19 protein-coding genes are annotated in these 18,982 nt (G+C 64.5%); 12 read left to right on the plus strand and 7 right to left on the minus strand.

The genetic code is table 11. The features are described from left to right. Positions 1–65 precede the first annotated feature (65 nt). From QGV54_RS12350 to QGV54_RS12360, 3 genes are all read left to right on the plus strand, one after another. Entirely contained in the window at positions 66–656 is a 591-nt protein-coding gene (locus tag QGV54_RS12350) for a sigma-70 family RNA polymerase sigma factor (RefSeq protein ID WP_281016529.1), read from the plus strand. Then, positions 653–1,303 (plus strand): ChrR family anti-sigma-E factor, encoded by a 651-nt coding sequence (locus tag QGV54_RS12355; RefSeq protein ID WP_281016528.1) that lies wholly within the window; start codon positions 653–655, stop codon positions 1,301–1,303. Before QGV54_RS12350 ends, QGV54_RS12355 begins: the two co-directional genes overlap by 4 nt. Before the next feature lie 98 nt (positions 1,304–1,401). Beyond that, positions 1,402–3,480, plus strand: a complete 2,079-nt coding sequence (locus QGV54_RS12360; protein ID WP_281016526.1) for a S9 family peptidase — start codon at positions 1,402–1,404, stop codon at positions 3,478–3,480. A gap of 30 nt (positions 3,481–3,510) precedes the next feature. Here the strand turns inward: QGV54_RS12360 and QGV54_RS12365 are convergent, their stop codons facing one another. Further along, entirely contained in the window at positions 3,511–4,287 is a 777-nt protein-coding gene (locus QGV54_RS12365; RefSeq protein ID WP_281016525.1) for a VacJ family lipoprotein, read from the minus strand. A gap of 350 nt (positions 4,288–4,637) precedes the next feature. On the opposite strand from QGV54_RS12365, the gene QGV54_RS12370 reads away from it, so the two are divergent. Then, a complete protein-coding gene (locus tag QGV54_RS12370; RefSeq protein ID WP_281016523.1) occupies positions 4,638–5,513 on the plus strand; it encodes an SDR family oxidoreductase in 876 nt (291 codons plus the stop codon). An 8-nt stretch (positions 5,514–5,521) separates the two neighbouring features. Here the strand turns inward: QGV54_RS12370 and QGV54_RS12375 are convergent, their stop codons facing one another. Beyond that, the gene (locus QGV54_RS12375) at positions 5,522–5,881 is read right to left on the minus strand and encodes a response regulator (RefSeq protein WP_281016522.1); all 360 of its coding nucleotides are present in this window, start codon (positions 5,879–5,881) and stop codon (positions 5,522–5,524) included. 73 nt (positions 5,882–5,954) lie between these two features. After that, positions 5,955–6,821: a hypothetical protein gene (locus QGV54_RS12380; protein WP_348638756.1), complete on the minus strand. Its 867-nt coding sequence runs from the start codon at positions 6,819–6,821 to the stop codon at positions 5,955–5,957. A 223-nt stretch (positions 6,822–7,044) separates the two neighbouring features. Here QGV54_RS12380 and ftsE point away from each other — a divergent pair, with 223 nt between their 5' ends. Genes ftsE through QGV54_RS12400 form a run of 4 tightly spaced genes read left to right on the plus strand, consistent with a single transcriptional unit; the run spans position 7,045 to position 9,901 of the window. Further along, positions 7,045–7,719: a cell division ATP-binding protein FtsE gene (gene ftsE, locus QGV54_RS12385; protein WP_348637699.1), complete on the plus strand. Its 675-nt coding sequence runs from the start codon at positions 7,045–7,047 to the stop codon at positions 7,717–7,719. Further along, the gene (locus tag QGV54_RS12390; RefSeq protein ID WP_281016519.1) at positions 7,720–8,574 is read left to right on the plus strand and encodes a hypothetical protein; all 855 of its coding nucleotides are present in this window, start codon (positions 7,720–7,722) and stop codon (positions 8,572–8,574) included. It abuts the gene before it with no gap. A 5-nt stretch (positions 8,575–8,579) separates the two neighbouring features. Further along, positions 8,580–9,173, plus strand: a complete 594-nt coding sequence (locus tag QGV54_RS12395) for a YdcF family protein (RefSeq protein WP_281016518.1) — start codon at positions 8,580–8,582, stop codon at positions 9,171–9,173. Then, on the plus strand, positions 9,170–9,901 hold the full coding sequence (locus QGV54_RS12400) for a lysophospholipid acyltransferase family protein (protein WP_281016517.1): 732 nt from the start codon (positions 9,170–9,172) through the stop codon (positions 9,899–9,901). The genes QGV54_RS12395 and QGV54_RS12400 overlap by 4 nt, the downstream gene beginning before the upstream one ends. 11 nt (positions 9,902–9,912) lie before the next feature. Here the strand turns inward: QGV54_RS12400 and QGV54_RS12405 are convergent, their stop codons facing one another. From QGV54_RS12405 to QGV54_RS12415, 3 genes are all read right to left on the minus strand, one after another. Next, entirely contained in the window at positions 9,913–10,749 is an 837-nt protein-coding gene (locus tag QGV54_RS12405; protein ID WP_281019923.1) for a methyltransferase domain-containing protein, read from the minus strand. A 63-nt stretch (positions 10,750–10,812) separates the two neighbouring features. Beyond that, positions 10,813–12,138, minus strand: a complete 1,326-nt coding sequence (locus QGV54_RS12410; RefSeq protein ID WP_281016515.1) for a hypothetical protein — start codon at positions 12,136–12,138, stop codon at positions 10,813–10,815. Positions 12,139–12,226: 88 nt separating this feature from the next. Beyond that, positions 12,227–12,991, minus strand: a complete 765-nt coding sequence (locus QGV54_RS12415; protein WP_281016514.1) for a metallophosphoesterase — start codon at positions 12,989–12,991, stop codon at positions 12,227–12,229. A 258-nt stretch (positions 12,992–13,249) separates the two neighbouring features. Between QGV54_RS12415 and QGV54_RS12420 the strand changes: the two genes are divergently transcribed. From QGV54_RS12420 to QGV54_RS12430, 3 genes are all read left to right on the plus strand, one after another. After that, positions 13,250–14,203 carry a tetratricopeptide repeat protein gene (locus QGV54_RS12420; protein ID WP_281016513.1) on the plus strand — a complete coding sequence of 318 codons (954 nt, stop codon included), beginning with the start codon at positions 13,250–13,252 and terminating at the stop codon, positions 14,201–14,203. Positions 14,204–14,344: 141 nt separating this feature from the next. Further along, positions 14,345–15,742 (plus strand): undecaprenyl-phosphate glucose phosphotransferase, encoded by a 1,398-nt coding sequence (locus tag QGV54_RS12425; protein ID WP_281016512.1) that lies wholly within the window; start codon positions 14,345–14,347, stop codon positions 15,740–15,742. A gap of 27 nt (positions 15,743–15,769) precedes the next feature. Then, on the plus strand, positions 15,770–17,146 hold the full coding sequence (locus QGV54_RS12430; RefSeq protein ID WP_281016511.1) for an O-antigen ligase family protein: 1,377 nt from the start codon (positions 15,770–15,772) through the stop codon (positions 17,144–17,146). A 109-nt stretch (positions 17,147–17,255) separates the two neighbouring features. Here QGV54_RS12430 and QGV54_RS12435 read toward each other — a convergent pair whose 3' ends face one another. After that, positions 17,256–17,912 carry a class I SAM-dependent methyltransferase gene (locus QGV54_RS12435; RefSeq protein WP_281016510.1) on the minus strand — a complete coding sequence of 219 codons (657 nt, stop codon included), beginning with the start codon at positions 17,910–17,912 and terminating at the stop codon, positions 17,256–17,258. A gap of 94 nt (positions 17,913–18,006) precedes the next feature. On the opposite strand from QGV54_RS12435, the gene QGV54_RS12440 reads away from it, so the two are divergent. Next, on the plus strand, positions 18,007–18,639 hold the full coding sequence (locus QGV54_RS12440) for a TetR family transcriptional regulator (protein ID WP_281016509.1): 633 nt from the start codon (positions 18,007–18,009) through the stop codon (positions 18,637–18,639). Positions 18,640–18,982 lie beyond the last annotated feature (343 nt).

Consider the following 18,982-nt stretch of genomic DNA (forward strand, 5'->3'; position numbering starts at 1 on the left):
ATTTTTCTGCATTGTGCCTGATCCGCTCCGGCAGCGCGCACGTACACGGCTTCATGAGGGCAGCATTGAAACAGGTACCGGGTTCGGGGTCGTTCGAGACCACCGGGCCGTCCATACCGGAACTGAACCGGCTTCTCGTCGATATTGCCGAGAAGCGCAGCCGTGCCGCCTTTGCGGAACTCTTCAGTCACTTCGCCCCCCGCATCAAGGGCTTCATCATGCGCTCGGGCACCAGTGAGGAGCTGGCGGAAGAGATCGTGCAGGAGACCATGGTGACCGTCTGGACCAAGGCAACGCAGTTCGATGCCGCCCGGGCCGGCGCATCCACCTGGATCTTCACCATCGCGCGCAACAAGCGGATCGACATCCTGCGCCGGGTCAGTCGGCCCGAGCCTGATCCGGAAGATCCGATGTTCCAGCCCGACCCGCCCCAGTCGGGGGAGGAATTCACCCAGTCCAGACAGGACCAGGTCCGGGTCAGGGCGGCACTGGAGCACCTGCCGCCCGAACAGGTCGAGATCGTGCGGCTGTCGTTCTTCGACAGCCTGACACATTCGGAGATTGCGGAACGTCTCTCCCTGCCCCTGGGCACGGTGAAATCCCGCCTGAGACTTTCGTTCCGCAAGATACGTTCTGCATTGGGAGATGAGAGATGATGATACGTCATCACCCGAACGAGGCGACCCTGCTGAGCTATGCCTCCGGCGGCTTGCCCACCGCGCTGTCGGCCATCGTCGCAACCCATCTGGCGGTCTGCCCGACCTGCCGTGCCCGCACCGCGGAGGCGGAGGCCATTGGCGGCGCGCTGCTGGGCGCGGTCGAGCCTGTCGAGGTCGGTGCCGGGGCGCTGGATCGCGCGCTGGCCGCAATCGACGCGGATTTTGCTGGCGACGTGAACCAGGTTGCGGATACGGGCATGCGCAATCGCGATCTGCCGTCCCCCCTTGGCGCCATGCTGCCTGCCGATCTGGACAGCCTGCGCTGGTGGCCGGTCGGGCGCGGCATTCGTCAGGCCCGTGTCGGTACCGGCGAGGCCATGATCCGCCTGTTGCGGATCGCGCCCGGTCGGGCCGTGCCGCAGCACAGTCACGGCGGTCACGAGATGACCATGATCGTCTCCGGCTCCTATACCGACGAGATCGGGCGTTTCATGCCCGGCGATGTGGTCGATCTGGACCCGGAAGTTACGCATCAGCCGGTCTCCGACGCCGATACCGACTGCATCTGCATAATCGCCACCGATGCGCCGCTGGAGTTCACCGGCTGGGTGCCGCGCCTGATGCAGTCGCTGGTCCGTGTCTGACCGACCGGCCTTCCCGAAAGCCTGAAGCCCTTTCGCCTGGACGTGAAAACCACTAACGATCGGAGGATCAGTTCTGATCCTCCGGTGGAGATTTCCGCGTGTCCGATGCCCAGCCTCCCGTTGCCGAACAGCGCCCGCACAGCTTGACCGCCCACGGCGTGACCCGCCAGGACCCCTGGTACTGGCTGCGTGACGAGAACTGGCGGGAGGTCATGCGCGATCCCGCCGTGCTGGATGCCGACATCCGCGCCTATCTGGAGGCGGAGAATGCCTATGCCGAAGCCCGGCTGGCAGATGTCTCGGACCTGCGGAAGCACCTGTTCGAGGAACTGAAGGGACGGCTGAAGCAGGACGATTCCACACCCCCGGCTCCGGACGGCCCCTTCGCCTATTTCACCCGCTTCCTGCCCGGGGCCGAGCACCCGCAGTTCTGCCGCATCCCGCGCGAAGGTGGCGACACCGAACTGCTGCTGGACGGGGACGCGATGGCGGCGGGGCATGATTTCTTCCGGTTGGGCGCGCTGCGGCATTCACCGGATCACAGGCTGCTCGCCGTTTCCTGCGACACGCGGGGGTCCGAACTCTTCGGCATCGAAGTCCGTGATCTTGCAACCGGCGAAACCATCGAGACCGGGCCGACCGGCACCAGCGGGGAAGTCATCTGGGCCGCCGACAACACACACTATTTCTACACCCTGCTGAACGACGACCTGCGGCCTGACCGGGCCTTCTGCCATCGCATCGGCGACGACCCGGCCAATGACCGGCTGGTCTATCACGAGCCGGACAGCGGCTATTTCCTGGGCCTCGACAACGGGGAGAGCGAGCGCTTTCTCTACCTGGTCTCGCATGCATCCGAGACCACGGAAGTGCGCTTCATCCCCACCGACAGTCCGGACGCCGAACCACGGCTGATCGCCCCGCGCCGCGACGGTCATGACTATGACGTGACCGATCAGGGCGACCGCTTCGTCATCCGGACCAACAAGGACGGTGCCATCGACTACAAGCTGATGACCGCACCGCTGGACCGGCCGGAGGAAGACAACTGGACGGACCTGGAGCCCGCGCGCGACGGCCGGCTGCTCCGCGCGGTATGCGCATTCGATAGCTGGCTGGTACATCTGGAAACGGTCAATGCCCTGCCCCGTATCGTCGTGACCGACACGGAAAGTGGCGAGCAGCACAGCATCGCCTTCGATGAGGAGGCCTACAGCCTCGGCATCGCGGGCGGGGAATATGTCTCCGACACCGTCCGCTTCTCCTATTCCTCTCCCACCACGCCGGAGCAGACCTACGACTACAACATGCGGACGCGGGAACGGGTCCTGGTCAAGGCGCAGGAAATCCCGTCCGGTCACGACCCGGCCAGCTATACCGTCCGCCGTCTGCAGGCCGTTTCCCACGACGGGGAGCAGATCCCGCTGACCCTGCTGCACCGCAATGACACGCCGCCTGCGCCGGACCGTCCGTTGCTGCTCTACGGCTACGGCTCCTACGGCATGTCGATGCCGGCCAGTTTCAGCCCGCACCGGCTCAGCCTGGTGGATCGCGGCTTCACCTATGTGATCGCCCATATCCGGGGCGGCATGGAGAAGGGCTATCGCTGGTACACCGAAGGCAAGCTGCTGAAGAAGACCAATACCTTCCGGGACTTCGTCTCCGCCGGGGAGCATCTGGTCGGCCAGGGCCTGGCGGGACACGGCAACATCGCCATTCATGGCGGCAGTGCCGGTGGCATGCTGGTGGGTGCGGCGGCCAACATGGCGCCGACGCTGTGGCGCGCGGTCGTCGCGGAAGTGCCCTTCGTCGATTGCCTGACGACGATCCTGGACGCCAGCCTGCCGCTCACCCCGCCGGAATGGACCGAATGGGGCAACCCGGTGGAATCGCGGGCCGTCCACGACCTGATGCAGTCCTACAGCCCCTACGACAATGTGGCGGCCATGGACTATCCGGCCATGCTGATCACGGGCGGCCTGACCGACCCGCGCGTCACCTACTGGGAACCGGCCAAATGGGCGGCGAAGCTGCGGGCGACGCGCACCAACGACAGCCTGCTGCTGTTGCAGATCAACATGGACTCAGGCCATGGCGGATCGGCAGGACGCTTCGACAAGTTGCACGAGGTCGCGCGCAATCACGCCTTCCTGCTGAAGGTCTTTGGCAGGACCTGACCGGAGGAGACCTACAGGGGCCGGGCCGGGTCAGTTGTTCTGGGTGCGGGGGAAACGGACGGAGACGTCCTTCTGCAGTTCCAGATCGCGATAGAGATCATCCAGCGGCGCGGGTGCGCCATTGCGGATCTGGAATTCCCGGTTCTGGAAATGCAGCGTACGGACGGAGGCGTAGAGGTCCAGCGACGTGGCCTCCAGCGATTCCGAGGCCTCGATCGTCTCGGACCGATTGTCCACGATTGCCGTGCCGGTGCGCACGACGGCGGGCACGAAACCGAAGACCAGACTGAAGGGGTCGGTGAAGATATCCACTACCTTGCCCGCCGTGTCACGGGCATTGGACGGGCCGAACAACGGCAGCATCAGGTAAGGGCCGGAATCACTGCCCCACACGGCCAGCGTCTGACCGAAATCTTCCTTGCGCCGTTCGAAATTGCCCGCCGTGGTGATGTCGAACAGGCCACCCAGACCAACCGTGGTGTTGATCATGAACCGCATGAAGGTGTTCCAGCCCGCCTCGGCATCGCCCTGCAGGATGTTGTTCAGCAGGGTCTGCGGCTCGGTCAGATTTTCCAGCGCATTCGACAGGCCACTGCGCACAGGCGCGGGCGTGATCGTGCGATAACCGCGTGCGACCGGGCGGATCACACCCCGGTCCAGACCCAGGTTGAACTGGAAGATGTCGCGGTTGGTTTCCTCGTAGGGGTCACGCAGGGTGTCGGCGAATGCCGGTGCGGTTGCCACCAGCGTCGCGAGGCCCAGCGCACCCGCCACGAACATTGATCGAATACCGGTCCCAGTCTTCATCCGCATGCCTGCTCCGCCCCGTCCGCCATCGGCCCGCGCAACAAAATTGCGAATCAAAGCCGGTCAAATCATTGAAGCCCTGACCTATTTGGCCATTTTTGCGAGATCTTACAAGCAGACTGTTAGGGAAGTGTGACCGTCGGCATTAACCTTTTGCCGGGTCGGATCACCCTGAAGCAGGACCCCGCCGGGGCTGTCCCGGAGCATTTTCGACGCTGTCGCTACCGACAGAACGCAGCATTCCGCCCGCGCTGGCCGCATGACCCGGCAGCGGCCGACACCATGGACAAAGCGGACCCCAATCGCCGAAGCTGGCCGCAACATGCACAGCGGAATGGGGAGGAAGCGTCATGGGTTACCGGTCGATCTACAGGTCAGGGCTTTTCGCGGGACAGACCATCATCGTCACCGGCGGCGGTTCGGGCATCGGGCGCTGCACGGCGCACGAGCTGGCATCCCTCGGGGCCACGGTGGCGCTGATCGGGCGGCGGATCGAGAAGCTGGAGGCCGTGGCGGCAGAGATCACGGAGGATGGCGGCACCGCCATCACGCATGCCTGCGACCTGCGTGACGAGGAGGCGGTGACGGCGATGGTGGCCGACGTGATCGCCCGCACGGGTCGCGTGGACGGTCTGGTCAACAATGCGGGCGGGCAGTTCACCAGCCCCGCGGCAGACATGAACCAGAAGGGTTTCGAGACCGTCGTCCGCAACAACCTGGTTTCCGGCTTCACGACCGCGCGCCAGTGTTTCGTGCAGTGGATGCGCGAGCATGGCGGCGCCATCGTCAACATCGTCGCCGACCCGACCAGCGGCACCCCGGCGATGGTCCATACCGGCGCCTCACGCTCCGGCATGATGAGCGTGACGGAGACCCTGGCCGTCGAATGGGCACCGTCCGGTGTGCGCATCAATGCGGTGGTACCGGGCTACATTGCCTCATCCGGCATGGATACCTACAGCCCGGAGATGCAGGAGAAATTCCGCGAGAACATGAAGAAGATGCCGTTCAAGCGCATGGGAACGGAATCCGAAATCTCCTCCGTCATCTGCTTCCTGCTGTCGGAGGGGGCATCCTACGTCACCGGCGCCAGCTATTACGTGCATGGTGCCAGCCTCTCGATCCGCCAGGACTGGACCGTCCCGGATCACGACCGCGCCAAGCCCTACCAGGGCTTCCACCGCTACACTGCACCGCGCATGCTGACCGGAGCGTCAGAGGACTAGAGACAGACTCATCCCTGCAGGGCGTCGTCCACCTTCAGGATGATCTCGTCGACCGTGAAGGGCTTCACGACGATGTCGTGGATCAGCAGGTCGAGATTGTGGGCGCGATCGCGTTCGTTGGCATAGCCGGTCATCATCAGGATGCACATGTCCGGCCAGGACTTGCCCGCCTTCAGCGCCAGCGCCACACCATCCATGATCGGCATGACGATGTCGGTCAGCAGCAGGTCGTAGCTGTCCTGCTCCAGACGTTCCAGTGCCGCCGCGCCGTCGGATGCAACATCGACGTCATGCCCCGCATGACGCAGGGCGCGCGAGACAATATCCCTGATGTCCGGTTCGTCATCGACGACGAGAACCCTTGCCATAGCTATCGCACCCTGAATTCCGAGCCTCGTCTCATGATAGCCCCCGCCCGACAGGCTGGAAAGCGGGCCATTCTCAATGGTCCGATCCGGCTTCGCTTTCGGCACGGACGCTGGTGACGTCGGCGGGAACCTCACTCAGCCGCAGGGCCATGACACGGCTTTCCTTCGGGGCCAGAGGCTCGTCGGACGGCAGCCTGATCCGTTCCGTCTTCTCGGTCTCCCCGTCGGCGCGCAGCAGATGCACGACGGCGATGGGCAGTGACTGCCGCGATCCGGTGTTGTTGGTCAGGCGGATCAGCAGGTTCAACTGCCGCGCGCCGTGATCATCCACCAGTTCGGAGCTTTCGACCGCCAGTTCGACGCCCGCCGCCTCATGCGCGTTCTCCACGATACCCGGAGCCATGGTGCCGACCGTGTCGTAGAGCCGCTGCAGCGGCGGCCATGCCTCCACCAGGGGGCCGCGCATCAGCACCAGCGCCGCCGCCAGACCGCCGATGCAGCCCAGCAGGAATACCCAGCCGATCCAGACCCATACCGGCGTGCGCCTGCGCCCTGCCCGTGGCTTCCTGTCGGCTTCTGCCTTCTTCGGCTTCCTGGCCTTCTCCATGCTTTCGGGCTTCGGTTCAGCCGCCAGCACCGGCATGGCGGGTGCCGCGTCATCCGCCGGTTCTGGCGGGGCGTCGTCCGGTGCCGCGTCCTCCGGGTCTTCCTCCGGCTCCGCAGTATCCATTCCCGGCATGTCATTGAGGCCGAAGCCAACCTGTTCGGACGCTGCCGGAGGCGCAGGCGGTTCCGCCCTGGGCTTCGGGGCCTCGTTCTGCATGTCCATGCGCGCATCGACCTCTTCGACCGCATCACTGCCGTCGGTGGTCCAGCGGTGGCTGCACCGTGCACAGCGCACTTCGCGCTTGCCTGCCTGAAACACATCGTCGCCAATCACATAGCGCGTTGCGCAGGCTGGACAGGTCAATATCATTCGCGGGCTCGTCTGCCAGTCGTCCAACCCGGTCGACAGCCGGGCGATCAGGCCATATAGGCACTGAATGATCCGCCGTTCAAGGCGGCGACCCCCGCGCGGGTCTCACAGCAGGCCCGAATGAGTTCAACGCAGGCAAGGCGAGACAGACGTGCAACAGCAGGGGACAGACGGAACCGGCGAACCGCTGGTGGCCATGCGCAATGTCGGACTGCGCTATGGCACCGGACCGGAAGTCCTGCGCGACCTCGATCTGGAACTCGCCGAAGGGTCGTTTCATTTCCTGACCGGACGCTCCGGTGCAGGCAAGTCGTCGCTGTTGAGCCTGCTGCATCTCAGCCGCCGCCCCAGCCGGGGTCTGATGCGGGTGTTCGGCCACGACATGCAGGACATGCCGGCACGGGATGTGCCCGTGCTGCGACGCCGGATCGGCGTGGTCTTTCAGGATTTCCGCCTGCTGGACCATCTCTCGGCACAGGAGAACGTGGCGCTGCCGCTGAAGGTCGCCAACACCATGGATGCCGAACGGATCGACGAGATCGTTCGGGAACTGATTGACTGGGTCGGCCTCGGACAGCAGGCCCAGGCGCGCCCGCCGACCCTCTCCGGCGGGGAGAAGCAGCGCGTCGCCATTGCCCGCGCCGTCATCTCCAGCCCGCGCCTGCTGCTGGCGGACGAGCCGACCGGCAACGTCGATCAGGAAATGGGGGAGCGGCTGATGCGCCTGTTCGTGAAGCTCAACTCCCTCGGCACGACCATCGTGATTGCGACCCATGATCTCTCCCTGCCCGGACAGTATGGCTATCCGCTGCTGCATCTGGAGGATGGACGGCTGACCCACGAATCGGGGGGAACGGCCTGAATGTCCGTCTCCGAATTGTCACTGGATAGAGACCCCTCCAGCCGCTTCGTCCCCTGGATCGTCGCGGCGCTGTCGCTGATGTGCGCGATCGCGCTGGGCACGGCCTTCGCCCTCGCCTCCATGACTGCGGACTGGGGCCGGGCGGCCAGCGACCAGGTCACCCTGCGGGTGGCAACCGGGGACACCGACATCCCGGCACTGGTCGATCAGGTCGCGCAGCTGGACGCCGTGAGCCGGATCGAACACCTGCCACGGGAACAGGTGGCCCGCATGCTGCAGCCCTGGCTGGGGGATGTGGCACAGGTCGACACCGCCCTGCTGCCCCTGCCCGCCCTGATCGACGTCAGACTGAAGCCCGGCGCGAATACCACCGAACTGCGTGCACTGATCGCCGACCGGTCGGAGATCACGCTGGATTCCGCCGACGCCTGGCTTGCCCCGCTGCAGGACCTTGCCGGGCTGGCGCGGCTGGTGGCCTGGGTGCTGGCGGCGGTGGCGGTCGGGGCCATCATGCTGGTGACCGTGTTCGCCACCCGCTCCGCCCTGGTGAACCAGCGCCAGACCGTTGATCTGCTGAGACTGATCGGGGCTGCTGACGGCTACATCGCGAAACGGTTCCAGCGGCATGGCCTGCGGCTGGCGCTGGTCGGCGGGATTGCCGGGACGGTACCCGGCCTGATCGTCATCTTCTTCGCGACGGCAGCCGCACGTCTGCAGGGCGCGGCGCTGCTGAACGGACTGACACCTTCACTGGCAGGCTGGCTGGCCATCGCCGCACTGCCTCTGATCGTTGCGCTTGTCGCGACATTCACGGCCCGTGTCACCGTGCTGAAGCTGCTCCGCGCGAGTTGGTGAGCCGCATGAAGACCCTGTTCCGCATCATCCTTGTTCTGGTGGCCCTCTGGTTCGGCGGCCTGGTTCACTTCGTCGGCGACATTCAGACCATGCGGCAGACCGATGTCGCGGCAGATGCGATTGTCGTGCTGACCGGCTCTCAGGGACGTGTGACGGAGGGGCTGGAACTGCTGGCCCGCAACCCGAGCCGCCGGATGCTGATCTCCGGCGTCGACACCCGCACCGACAAGGCGGCGCTGGCCCGGGCCTATCCGGACTCGGCGGCGCTGATCGCCTGCTGCGTCACCCTGGGGCCCGATGCCCTGGACACCGTTGGCAACGCCGAGGAAATTGCCCGCTGGGCCATTCGGGAAGGCGTCGAGTCACTGATCGTCGTTACCGCCGCCTATCACATGCCGCGCAGTCTGGTGGAACTGAAACGGACGACGGCCAGTTTCCGGCTGGAGCCATGGCCGACACGCGCCGGCACCGATGACCCGGATCGCTGGTCGGAGGACCGCCGGACATTCCTGCGGCTGGTGGTCGAATATCACAAGTATGTCTTCAGCCTGCTGCGTGCCCGCCTGACCGCCGACATCGGCGACGTGAGGCTCAGATGATCGGACTGGTTCGGGCCACCCTGTTCAATATCTGGTTCTTCGGCTGGACCATCGTGGCCCTGCTGTTCTTCATTCCGGCGCTGACCCTGCCAAGGCAGGCCGTGATGTTCGGCCAGCGGGTCTGGGCACGGGGGGTGAACTTCGGCATGCGCTGGCTGGTCGGCCTGCGCTACGAAGTTCGCGGCAAGCACAATCTGCCCCCCGGTCCCGCGATCATCGCGTCAAAGCATCAGTCCGCATGGGACACGATCATCTGGCATCTGGAGGTGCCGGACCCTGCCGTGGTCATGAAACGCGAACTGCTCAGCATCCCGGTCTACGGCTGGTACTGCCGCCACACCCGCCAGATTCCGATCGACCGGGGCGCGGGTGCGAGCGCGCTGAAGAACATGCTGCACAGCGCCGCCGCCGCCCGCGACCTGAACCGTCACATCATCATCTTCCCGGAGGGGACACGTGTCGCGCCGGGGGAAAGCGGTAACTTCCATCCGGGTGCCGCCGCGCTGTACCGGCACCTCGACATCCCCGTGATACCCGTCGCGGTGAACTCCGGGCTCTTCTGGGGCCGCAACGCCTTTCGCAAGCGCCCGGGAACCATCGTGCTGGAGTATCTGGAACCGATTCCCCCGGGTCTGGACCGCAAGGCATTCCATGCCCGCCTGCAGGCCGACATCGAGACGGCAACGCGCCGCCTGGAAGACGAAAGCCGAGCAACACAAACAGACTGATCGCGTTCGGATCAGGGTTTCGTGGCCGTGACACACCAGATGGCCGCGCCAAGTCGCACACCTTCCGGGGTGGCGAACGACGAGAGCTTTTCCGCCATCGCCTGGTTCAGCGCCTGCTGGGTCTGCGCATCAGCCTCGCTGGCCACGGACCCGACCGGTCCCACCTCCATGGCGGTCTGGATCGCCTCCTCCACCGTTTCTCCCATGACCATCTCGTGATCGTAGGGTTCGATCCGGATGTCGGTGAAGCCACCGCTGCTGAGTATCCGGCTGACCCGCTCCGGGTTGGAAAAGGAGAACGGGCCGGGTTCTTCCGGCCCGGGCCGGGCGGGAAGCTGGACGAATTCCTTCGCCACCAGCACCGGCACCAGCATCCAGGGATTTTCGGAAAGCGGACGCCAGCAGGCGAAGGCCACGCGTCCGCCGGAACGGAGGGATCCACCGATATGGGCGAAGGCCGCGTCCGGATCCGCGAAGAACATCACGCCAAAGCGGGAGAACAGGAGGTCGAAGGCGTCACGGTCGAGATCATGACTCGACGCATCAGCCTCGACGAATTCCACCGGCATATCGGTCGCCACCGACTTCGCGACCTCCAGCATCGGGCGCGAGACATCGACCCCGACCACCCGTCCCGACGCGCCGACCCGGGCGCCCAGTTCCAGGCTGGTCGAGCCACAGCCGCAGCCAATGTCCAGGACACTCTCCCCCGGACTGACGTCGGCCACCTCGATCACGTGACGACTGAACGCCCCCAGTGTGCGGTCCATGCGCTGCTGGTTCTGCACCCACTTCTGACTGCTGGGTCCGTTCCAGTATTCAATCTGATCGGCGTTGCCGTCTGCCATTCCTGATCCCCCCCGACCGGATCCCCGAATCCAGCCATCTGCGCGCGCCGGGCGCGACGGTCGCTACCAACCGTCACGGCCCGCCAGCACCTCGGCCATCTGTTGTTCCTTCAGTCGCCTGCGGTGTTCCGCAAGCCTGCGGCTTCGTTCTGCCTGACGCATCATGGCCCAGACCGCGATGGAAACCGCAATGAAAAACATCATGAAGGGCATGGGCCGCAGCGACAGACCGTTGCCGATCATGCCGGTGACGAAGACGGGGGCGAACAGGCAGATTCCCGTGCGGCCCAGCCCCAGCATCATCATCACCAGTGCCCCCCAATAGGCGAAGAAGCCTATGATCCCGTTCTCGATGATCATCGTCAGATAGGTATTGTGGGACGTTGTCTCCTTCAGGCGCCAGATGATCGACGACATGTTGTCGGAGCCGATCCCGGTGCCCAGCCATATCTCGCCCGCCGGGCGTGCACTTATGATCTCCAGACGCTCCATCCATGTGCCGAGACGACCGGAGCCCAGTTCCTCGATCTTCACGTTGGTATCGACACGGACCTCCGCCTTCCGCTGTTCGTTCTCCACCACGATGAACAGCATGCCACCAATGCCCGCGGCCACGACAATCGCCTTCATGGGGCGAGAGAACCGGGTCGAGAACATGCCATAGGCACCGAAGTAGACCACGGCCCCGACCAGCACTTGGGTCGAGAAGCAGCCGATGATGTAGACCATCGCCAGGCCGACGAAGGCCACCATCACCTGCCAGCGCAGCAGGCCGGCCAGCCAGGCCTGATGCACGACCAGCATGAGGGCGAGTGACATGTAACCGCTGGAATGCGGGTTATCGATGCCGCCGTGATAGGGGGCCAGCCGTCCATTGCCGAAGACGCTTGCCCACCATCCGGGTACCGGTTCCGCCACGCCGGTCTCACCGGAATGGAGATACAGCGGCTGCGTGAACGACCACACCATTACCCAGACAATGGCACCACAGGCCAGCCAGGCAATCAGACGCACCGGAAACCGGTCCGCATGGCCAAGCACCAGAACACCAAGATAGAAGCCGCCCAGATACCGCAGCATCTGCGGGAAATCGATCTCCTGCCGCAGGATCAGATGCGCGGTCAGCCAGACGAAGGGCAGCGCCGTGATGACGAAGAACAGTCGCCAGCGCCACCAGTTCGGCCGCGCCAGGATACTGACACCGGCAAGCACGGTCTGGCCACCGAACAGCGCCGCCGCGATGGGCGTCAGGAGCCCGTCCGGCAGGGCGTTGTAGAAAGCGCCGTAGAAGAAATCGAGCACGATGAAAAAGGGCATGGCGAGTTCGACGAGGTCGATACGTGCCGCCCCCGCCCTGCCAGTCCCTGTATCGCCGTAGCCCGCAACCATCCGAATGCGCCTCTGGTCCAGAATGAAGCAACCCTTGCCCGTGGCGACCCACCAAGCAAGTCCCGCACCACGCAGCAGCAGTCCCGTTTCAGGTGCTGAGAAACCGCCGCGTTCCGCCTTCCAGCACCAGTGCGGTCAGGTGGCCGCTGAAGAAGGCCCCGGTATCGATGCTGATGCGGTTGGGGCGCACCTCCGGCGCAAGCATCGGCGTGTGACCGTGCACGATGACCTTGCCGAAGTCCTCGCGGGACTTGAGGAACCTGTTGCGGATCCAGATCATGTCGTTGCCGTCCTGTCGGTCCAGCGGCACACCGGGCCGGACGCCTGCATGGACGAACATGTAGTCGCCGATCCAGTAGTTCAGGCGCAGACCGCGCAGGAAAGCCAGATGCTCGGGCGGCATGTTGTGCTGCAGGCTCGCCTTCGCCTCCAGCAGACTGTCGATCGTGGCCCCTGAACGCGGCAGGTGCACGCCGTATGACGCGAGCGTCGTCTCGCCACCGAACTTGAGCCAGTCGCGGGCAATCTCGGCATCCTGAAGGAACTGCAGCAGGACCGCTTCGTGATTGCCGATCAGATGGATCGAGCGAAAGCCGTCGGGCGCGTGATGTACCAGGGTATCCAGGACTTCCCGATTGTGCATGCCGCGATCAATGTAGTCGCCCAGATAGACGATGATCCGGTCGCCTTCCCATTCCGCGGCATCGTTGCGGATCATGCGATGCAACTCGTCCAGCAGATCCGCCCGGCCATGAATGTCGCCGATGGCGTAGACCCGCAAACCGTCCGGCACCATGGCCACCCGGTTCCTGTTCTCGGACACGGTTTCGACCGGACTCTCGGTCCGTTTCATCCAGGGTAGCATGAGGTTTGCATTCGATCCGGCATGACTGGCAGTTCTGATCCTCTTGCAGGATTTTGACCGGCAACCTGCATTTCCTATCGCATCTTGCGATTTGCGGGAATGGAAAAATGGTCGTCCGGCAAAGGATCGGAATCCACGCTGAAGCCATTGAACTGGCACTGAACTGAACGCGGAAGTTCAAGGAGCATCATGATGGACCGATGGAAAATCCCTGCAACAGCAATCCTTCTGTTCTGTGGCTTGCTGATGTCGTACGGCCCGACCGTCGCACAGACGGTCGAGGAGGAGATCGTCAAGTTCGAAACGCTGAAACCGCTTGGCGAGGCCGGTGACGCAGATGCCCAGTACGGCCTGGGGGTCATCTATCAGGAAGGCATCGCGGTAAAGAAGAGCTCCCTGCGCGCCACCCAATGGCTGCAGAAGGCCGCCGACCAGGGTCACAAGCAGGCGACCAACAGGCTCGCCTGGCATTACCGCAACGGCATCGGGGTCGTCCACAGCCCGGCCAAGGCTGAGGAACTGTATCTGAAGGCCTTTGATCTGGGCGTGGTTGGTGCCTCGATCCCGCTGGGTGCCATCTATCGCTCCGGTGAGCCAGGCGTGAAGGAGAACCACGCCAAGGCCGTGAAATGGGCGCGCATCGGGGCGGAGGCGGGGATTGATCGCGGCGAGAACCTGCTCGGCGAACTCTATCGCGACGGCAAGGGCGTGAAGCAGAGCTTCGCCACCGCGCTGGAGTGGTTCGAGAAGAGCGCGGCTCAGGGCTTCCATCTCGCCTATTTCAATGCCTCCGTCATCCTGCGCGAGGGTGTTGGTGTCGAAAAGGACATGGAACTCGGCATGAAATACCTGCGCACGGCTGCCGACCTTGGTCACGCGGGCGCGATGATCGACCTGGCAATGTCATATGCGAATGGTGTCGGCGTCCCCCAGAGTTATCAGGAAGCCCTGAACTGGTTCACCAAGGCCGCCCGGCGCAACGATTCCAGTGCCATTCGCCTTGCGAAAGCCTACGAGCGCGGACAGTTGGGCGACAAGGACTTCGGAAGCGCGTTCATGTGGTACTACATCGCTGCCCAGAAGGGCCTGATCGAGGGAAATGTCGGCATGGCCTCCATGAGCGCCAGGATCAGCGAACAGCAGAAGGCCAGGGCCATTGCGGAAGGCGACGCCTGGCTGAACGCCGCGACCACTTCCTGAAGGCAGGTGCGCGGCGACCGTCAAAACACTGACACCGCAGCCATTTTGGCGATATAAGATGCGACCGAGACCGAAATTGACCGATGCGGGCAGCATGAAGCAATGACAGCGGCGACCAGCAGACAGAGCAGACGGTTGCGCATGGTGGTTTCCTCACCGTCGGTCGTGCTTGGCTCCACCCGCGTGATGGACCTGCTGATCATCCTGCTGGTCGGCTGGGCCGCCTACTGGATCCGGCATGACTCCGCCAATCCGCCCGTGATCTATTTCTCGGCCATCGGGCTGTCGATGTTCTTTGCCGCCAATGCGTTTCATTTCGCCGGGCTGTACCGGCTGGACACGATCCGCAACATCGGCGGGCATCTGACGCGGCTGCTGGGAGCCTGGATAGCGGTTGCGGTCCTGCTGCTGGTGATCGGCTTCTTCTCCAAGACCTCCGCCGAATATTCCCGTATCTGGCTGGCGACCTGGCTGGTGCTCGCATCCGTCGGGCTGACACTGTTCCGCACGTGGCTGACCTGGCAGGTGCTGGCCTGGCAGCGGTCGGGGCTGCTGCAGCGCAATCTGGTCGTGGTCGGTGTCGGCAATTCCGCCCGCCGCCTGATCGGCCATGTGCAGTCCAGCGGCAAGGAGAGCGGTGTCCAGCTTGTGGGCGCCTTTGCCGTCGATGAGGACGAAACGGCCACCGAGGTTGCGGGCCTTTCCGTTCTCGGTGATCTTGACGATCTGCTGCTCTATGTCCGCGCAAATCCGGTCGATGAGATCGTCGTCGCCATCTCCTGGGCGCGGGAGGAGCGGATTTCCAAGGTGCTGGACCGGCTGCGCGAAGCGCCCGTCGATGTCTCGCTGGCACCGGAGCCCCTGGCCTATCGCCTGGCCGATCGCCGGGTGGACAATGTCGGGGGCCTGCCCCTGACCGTGGTGCAGGAACGACCTCTGACCGGGTGGAGCTACATCGTCAAGGCCATCGAGGACCGGATACTGGCCCTGCTGATCCTGATCCTGATCTCGCCGATCCTGCTGCTGATCGCGCTGCTGATCCGGCTCGACAGCCCCGGACCGGCGCTGTTCCGCCAGCAACGCTATGGCTTCAACAACAATGTCTTCACGGTCTACAAGTTCCGCAGCATGCGCAACGACGTCGGCGACACGCGCGGCGGCAAGCAGGCGACGAAGGGGGATGCGCGCATCACCCGCATCGGGGCCTTCCTGCGCAAGAGCAGCCTCGACGAGCTGCCCCAGCTGTTCAACGTGCTGCAGGGCGACATGTCGCTGGTCGGCCCCCGCCCCCATGCCGTCGCCCACAACGAGGAATATGCCGGCATCATCGATCAGTACCTGGGACGCCACAAGGTGAAGCCGGGCATCACCGGCTGGGCCCAGATCCACGGCCTGCGGGGCGAGACCGATACCCCCGACAAGATGGAAATGCGCGTCCAGTACGATCTCTACTACATCGACAACTGGTCCCTGTGGCTGGATCTGAAGATCCTGGTACGCACCCTGTTCGTGGGCTTCGTGAACCAGAATGCCTACTGACCGACAGGCCCCGGAGTACCGGGCAGGATGATGACGATCCTGATCGACAGGTTCATGCTGTTCAGCCTGTTGCTCGTCATGGCGCTGGCGCCCCTGCCGCTGGGCAGCAACCGCCCGGCTAGCTGGAGCCTCATGGCGCTGGTTGTTGGCGGTCTGATCATCGCCTGGGGATTGCTGGCCTCCGTCCGCCCGACCCTGTTCCGTCTGCAGGGGCGCGACGCGGTCTGGCCGGCACTGCTCTGGGGGCTGGTGATTGCCTGGCTGCTGTTCCAGGCATCGGGACCCCAGTTCCTCTGGCATCCGTTCTGGGACCTTGCCGCCGGGCTGGGGGAACCGACCCGCGGGGCAATCTCCGTCGCCCCCTTCGACACCGGCTCCACGGCCATGCGGATGATGGCCTATGGCGGCATCTTCTGGCTGGCGGTGCAGACCGGCCGGGACAGCGACAATGCGCAGGCCCTCAGTCTCGGCGTGCTGCTGGTGGGCCTGTTCTATGCGCTCTACGGCCTGGCCAACGAGATGCTCGGCACCGACAGCATTCTCTGGTTCGAGAAGTGGGCCTATCTCGATGCCCTGACCTCCACCTTCGTCAATCGCAACAGCTTTGCCACCTTCGCGGGCCTGTCGATGGTGACAGGACTGGGCATGGCCCTGCGCATGCTGCGCCGGGACGAGGCGGAGCCAGTCATCCGCACGCGCCGCACCGACCTGTCGCGCGTCGGCGCCGGCCTGATCCTGGTGGCCGTGGCCATCATCGGCGTCGCCCTGATCCTGACCCATTCGCGGGCAGGACTGGTCGCCACCGGCGTCGGCATGGCAACCCTGGTGGTGGCGCACCTGTGGCGCTGGCGGCGCATTCCGGGCTGGGGCATGGTCGCCGGTGGCGTTGTACTCGCCGCCTCGGTCCTGCTGTTCGCGGCGGGGACCGGCACCTTCGAACGCAAGGTCGACAAGGCGGAGGCCGGCGAGCTGGGCGGTCGCACCTGGCTGTTCCAGCGCACCATCAGCGCCATCGCCGACGAACCCCTGACCGGGCATGGTGCGGGTGCCTTCGAGAGCTATTTCCAGCGCTACAAGAATGCTGACTTCGGCGGTGTCTATTCCATCTCCAAGGCCCACAACAGCTATCTCGAATTCGCCGCCGATGCGGGCATTCCGGCCCTGATCGTGGTGGTCGTCGTCATTGGCGGGATCGCCCTGACGAGCCTGGCAGGCATGCGAAGACGCAAGCAGGACGCGTCCTACCCGGCGATAGGATTCGCTGCCACAGCGCTCGTCGCGCTGCACTCCCTCGTTGATTTCAGCCTGCAGATTCCGGCGGTCGCCATCATGTACGCCACCATCCTCGGCATCGGCTACGCCCAGGCCTTCCCCACCGGCGGCGGACGGCACAACAGGCTGTAGGCCTTTCCTGACAGCGATCCCGCCGACCTGGCCCGCAAATCTTCACGTCGTCGGCCAGGCATTGACGGAGGGGCCTTCACCTGGCTGTTGTCCGGGGATCGGACAGGAGTCAGCCGAGACGCATGGACAGCTCGACTTCCGCGTTGAACGGCAATGACATGTAGCCACTGTCGGCGGAACGCACGCGCGCCAGATATTCCGGGCAGAAGTCGGCGTTGTCCGCAACGACGAGCGCGCCGGGCCGAAGCCGTGTCTCCACCAGATGCAGTATCTCGGGATAAAGCGCCTTGGCACCGTCCAGCAGCAGCAGGTCGATGGTCTCCGGCAGATCGACCGCAAGCGTCCTGAGCGCATCGCCTTCCCGGATCTCCACCATGTCGGCGAGACCACCCGCAGACAGATGTTCCCATGCCCGTGCCACCTTGGACGGTTCGAACTCGCTGGTGATCAGGCGGCCGCCGCCATTGTCCCTGAGCGCGGCAGCCAGATGCAGGGTCGAGATGCCGAACGACGTTCCGAACTCGACGATGGTCCGGGCGCGGGTGCTTCGCGCCAAAATGTAGAGCAGCGTTGCGGTCTTGCGAGAGACGGGCAGCCAGAGATCCTTCAGGCGTCCGTAGAGGTCGAGATAGTCCGTCTTGCTGTGCATGAGGCGTTCCCGCTCGTCACGGGAGATTTCGGCCAATGCCGGGCTCGTCGTCGCGGCGGCCTCCCTGAACAGGCGTTCCAGCAGGGGCGCGAGCGGTGCGGTTGTCAGGGTGGTCATTGGGGGTCTCCGGTCGGAAGTGGGTGCATTCTTGTGTTGATCTGAAAATACGATTAATCATTCGCGTTTCCTATTCGCGTTCCCGGAGCGCCGCGTGACAGACCGCTCAACACCCCGGATTTCCTCACGGAAAGAGCCTAGACAGGCGCGCTCGGCCGAACTCGTATCGTCGATTCTCGAGGCGGCTGTTCAGGTTCTGGCAAAGGAAGGCGCGCAGCGCTTCACCACGGCTCGGGTGGCCGAGAAGGCCGGCGTCAGTGTCGGTTCGCTCTATCAGTACTTCCCGAACAAGGCCGCAATCCTCTTCCGGCTCCAGAGCGACGAGTGGCGGCAGACGACCGACATGCTCAGTGCGATCCTCGATGACGGCACGCGGCCGCCATTCGAGCGTCTGCGAACCCTGGTCCACGCCTTCATCCGCTCGGAATGTGATGAAGCCGCCGTGCGCGTGGCGCTCAACGACGCAGCTCCGCTCTATCGCGATGGACCCGAGGCGCAGGAGGTCCGCGCGGCAGGAGACCGCATCTTCGACACCTTCATGCGCGAGGTCCTGCCCGGGACCACAAACGCGATGCGCGACCTGGCCGGCGACCTGATCACCACAACGTTGAGCACGGTCGGCAAGAGCTTCTCGGAGAGGTCACGAACGCCGACGGAGATCAAGGCTCACGCGGACGCCATGGCCGACATGTTCTGCGCCTATCTCCAGAGTCTTCAGCGCACCTGACGTCCATAGTTGCAGCCCGGGCAATCTCGCTGAACCAAGCGCCTCGCCGCGATCGCCACGCTCCGCAACCACGCACCTGACCGGCCGAGTACCTGACCAGGCATGGTGCCGGTGCCTTCGAAAGCTGATTCCAGCGCTGCAAGCACGCGGACTTCGCTCCGGTGCAGGATTCGGGCACTCCGCTGTCTGCGAATCGCCGACCTGATCACCCGAGACAGGACGCTCCGGTTGCCTTGATGGGCATCGAAAGCTTCCGGAAGTTGCATTTGCTTCCGGCATCACTGACTTTGTGGGGTGATCATACCTCAAGGGGCCGGCGATTGACGTGCGCTGTGGCGGCAGT

Origin of the sequence: Minwuia sp. IMCC3060 (genome assembly GCF_029909435.1) — a bacterium.
Taxonomy (GTDB): domain Bacteria; phylum Pseudomonadota; class Alphaproteobacteria; order Minwuiales; family Minwuiaceae; genus Minwuia.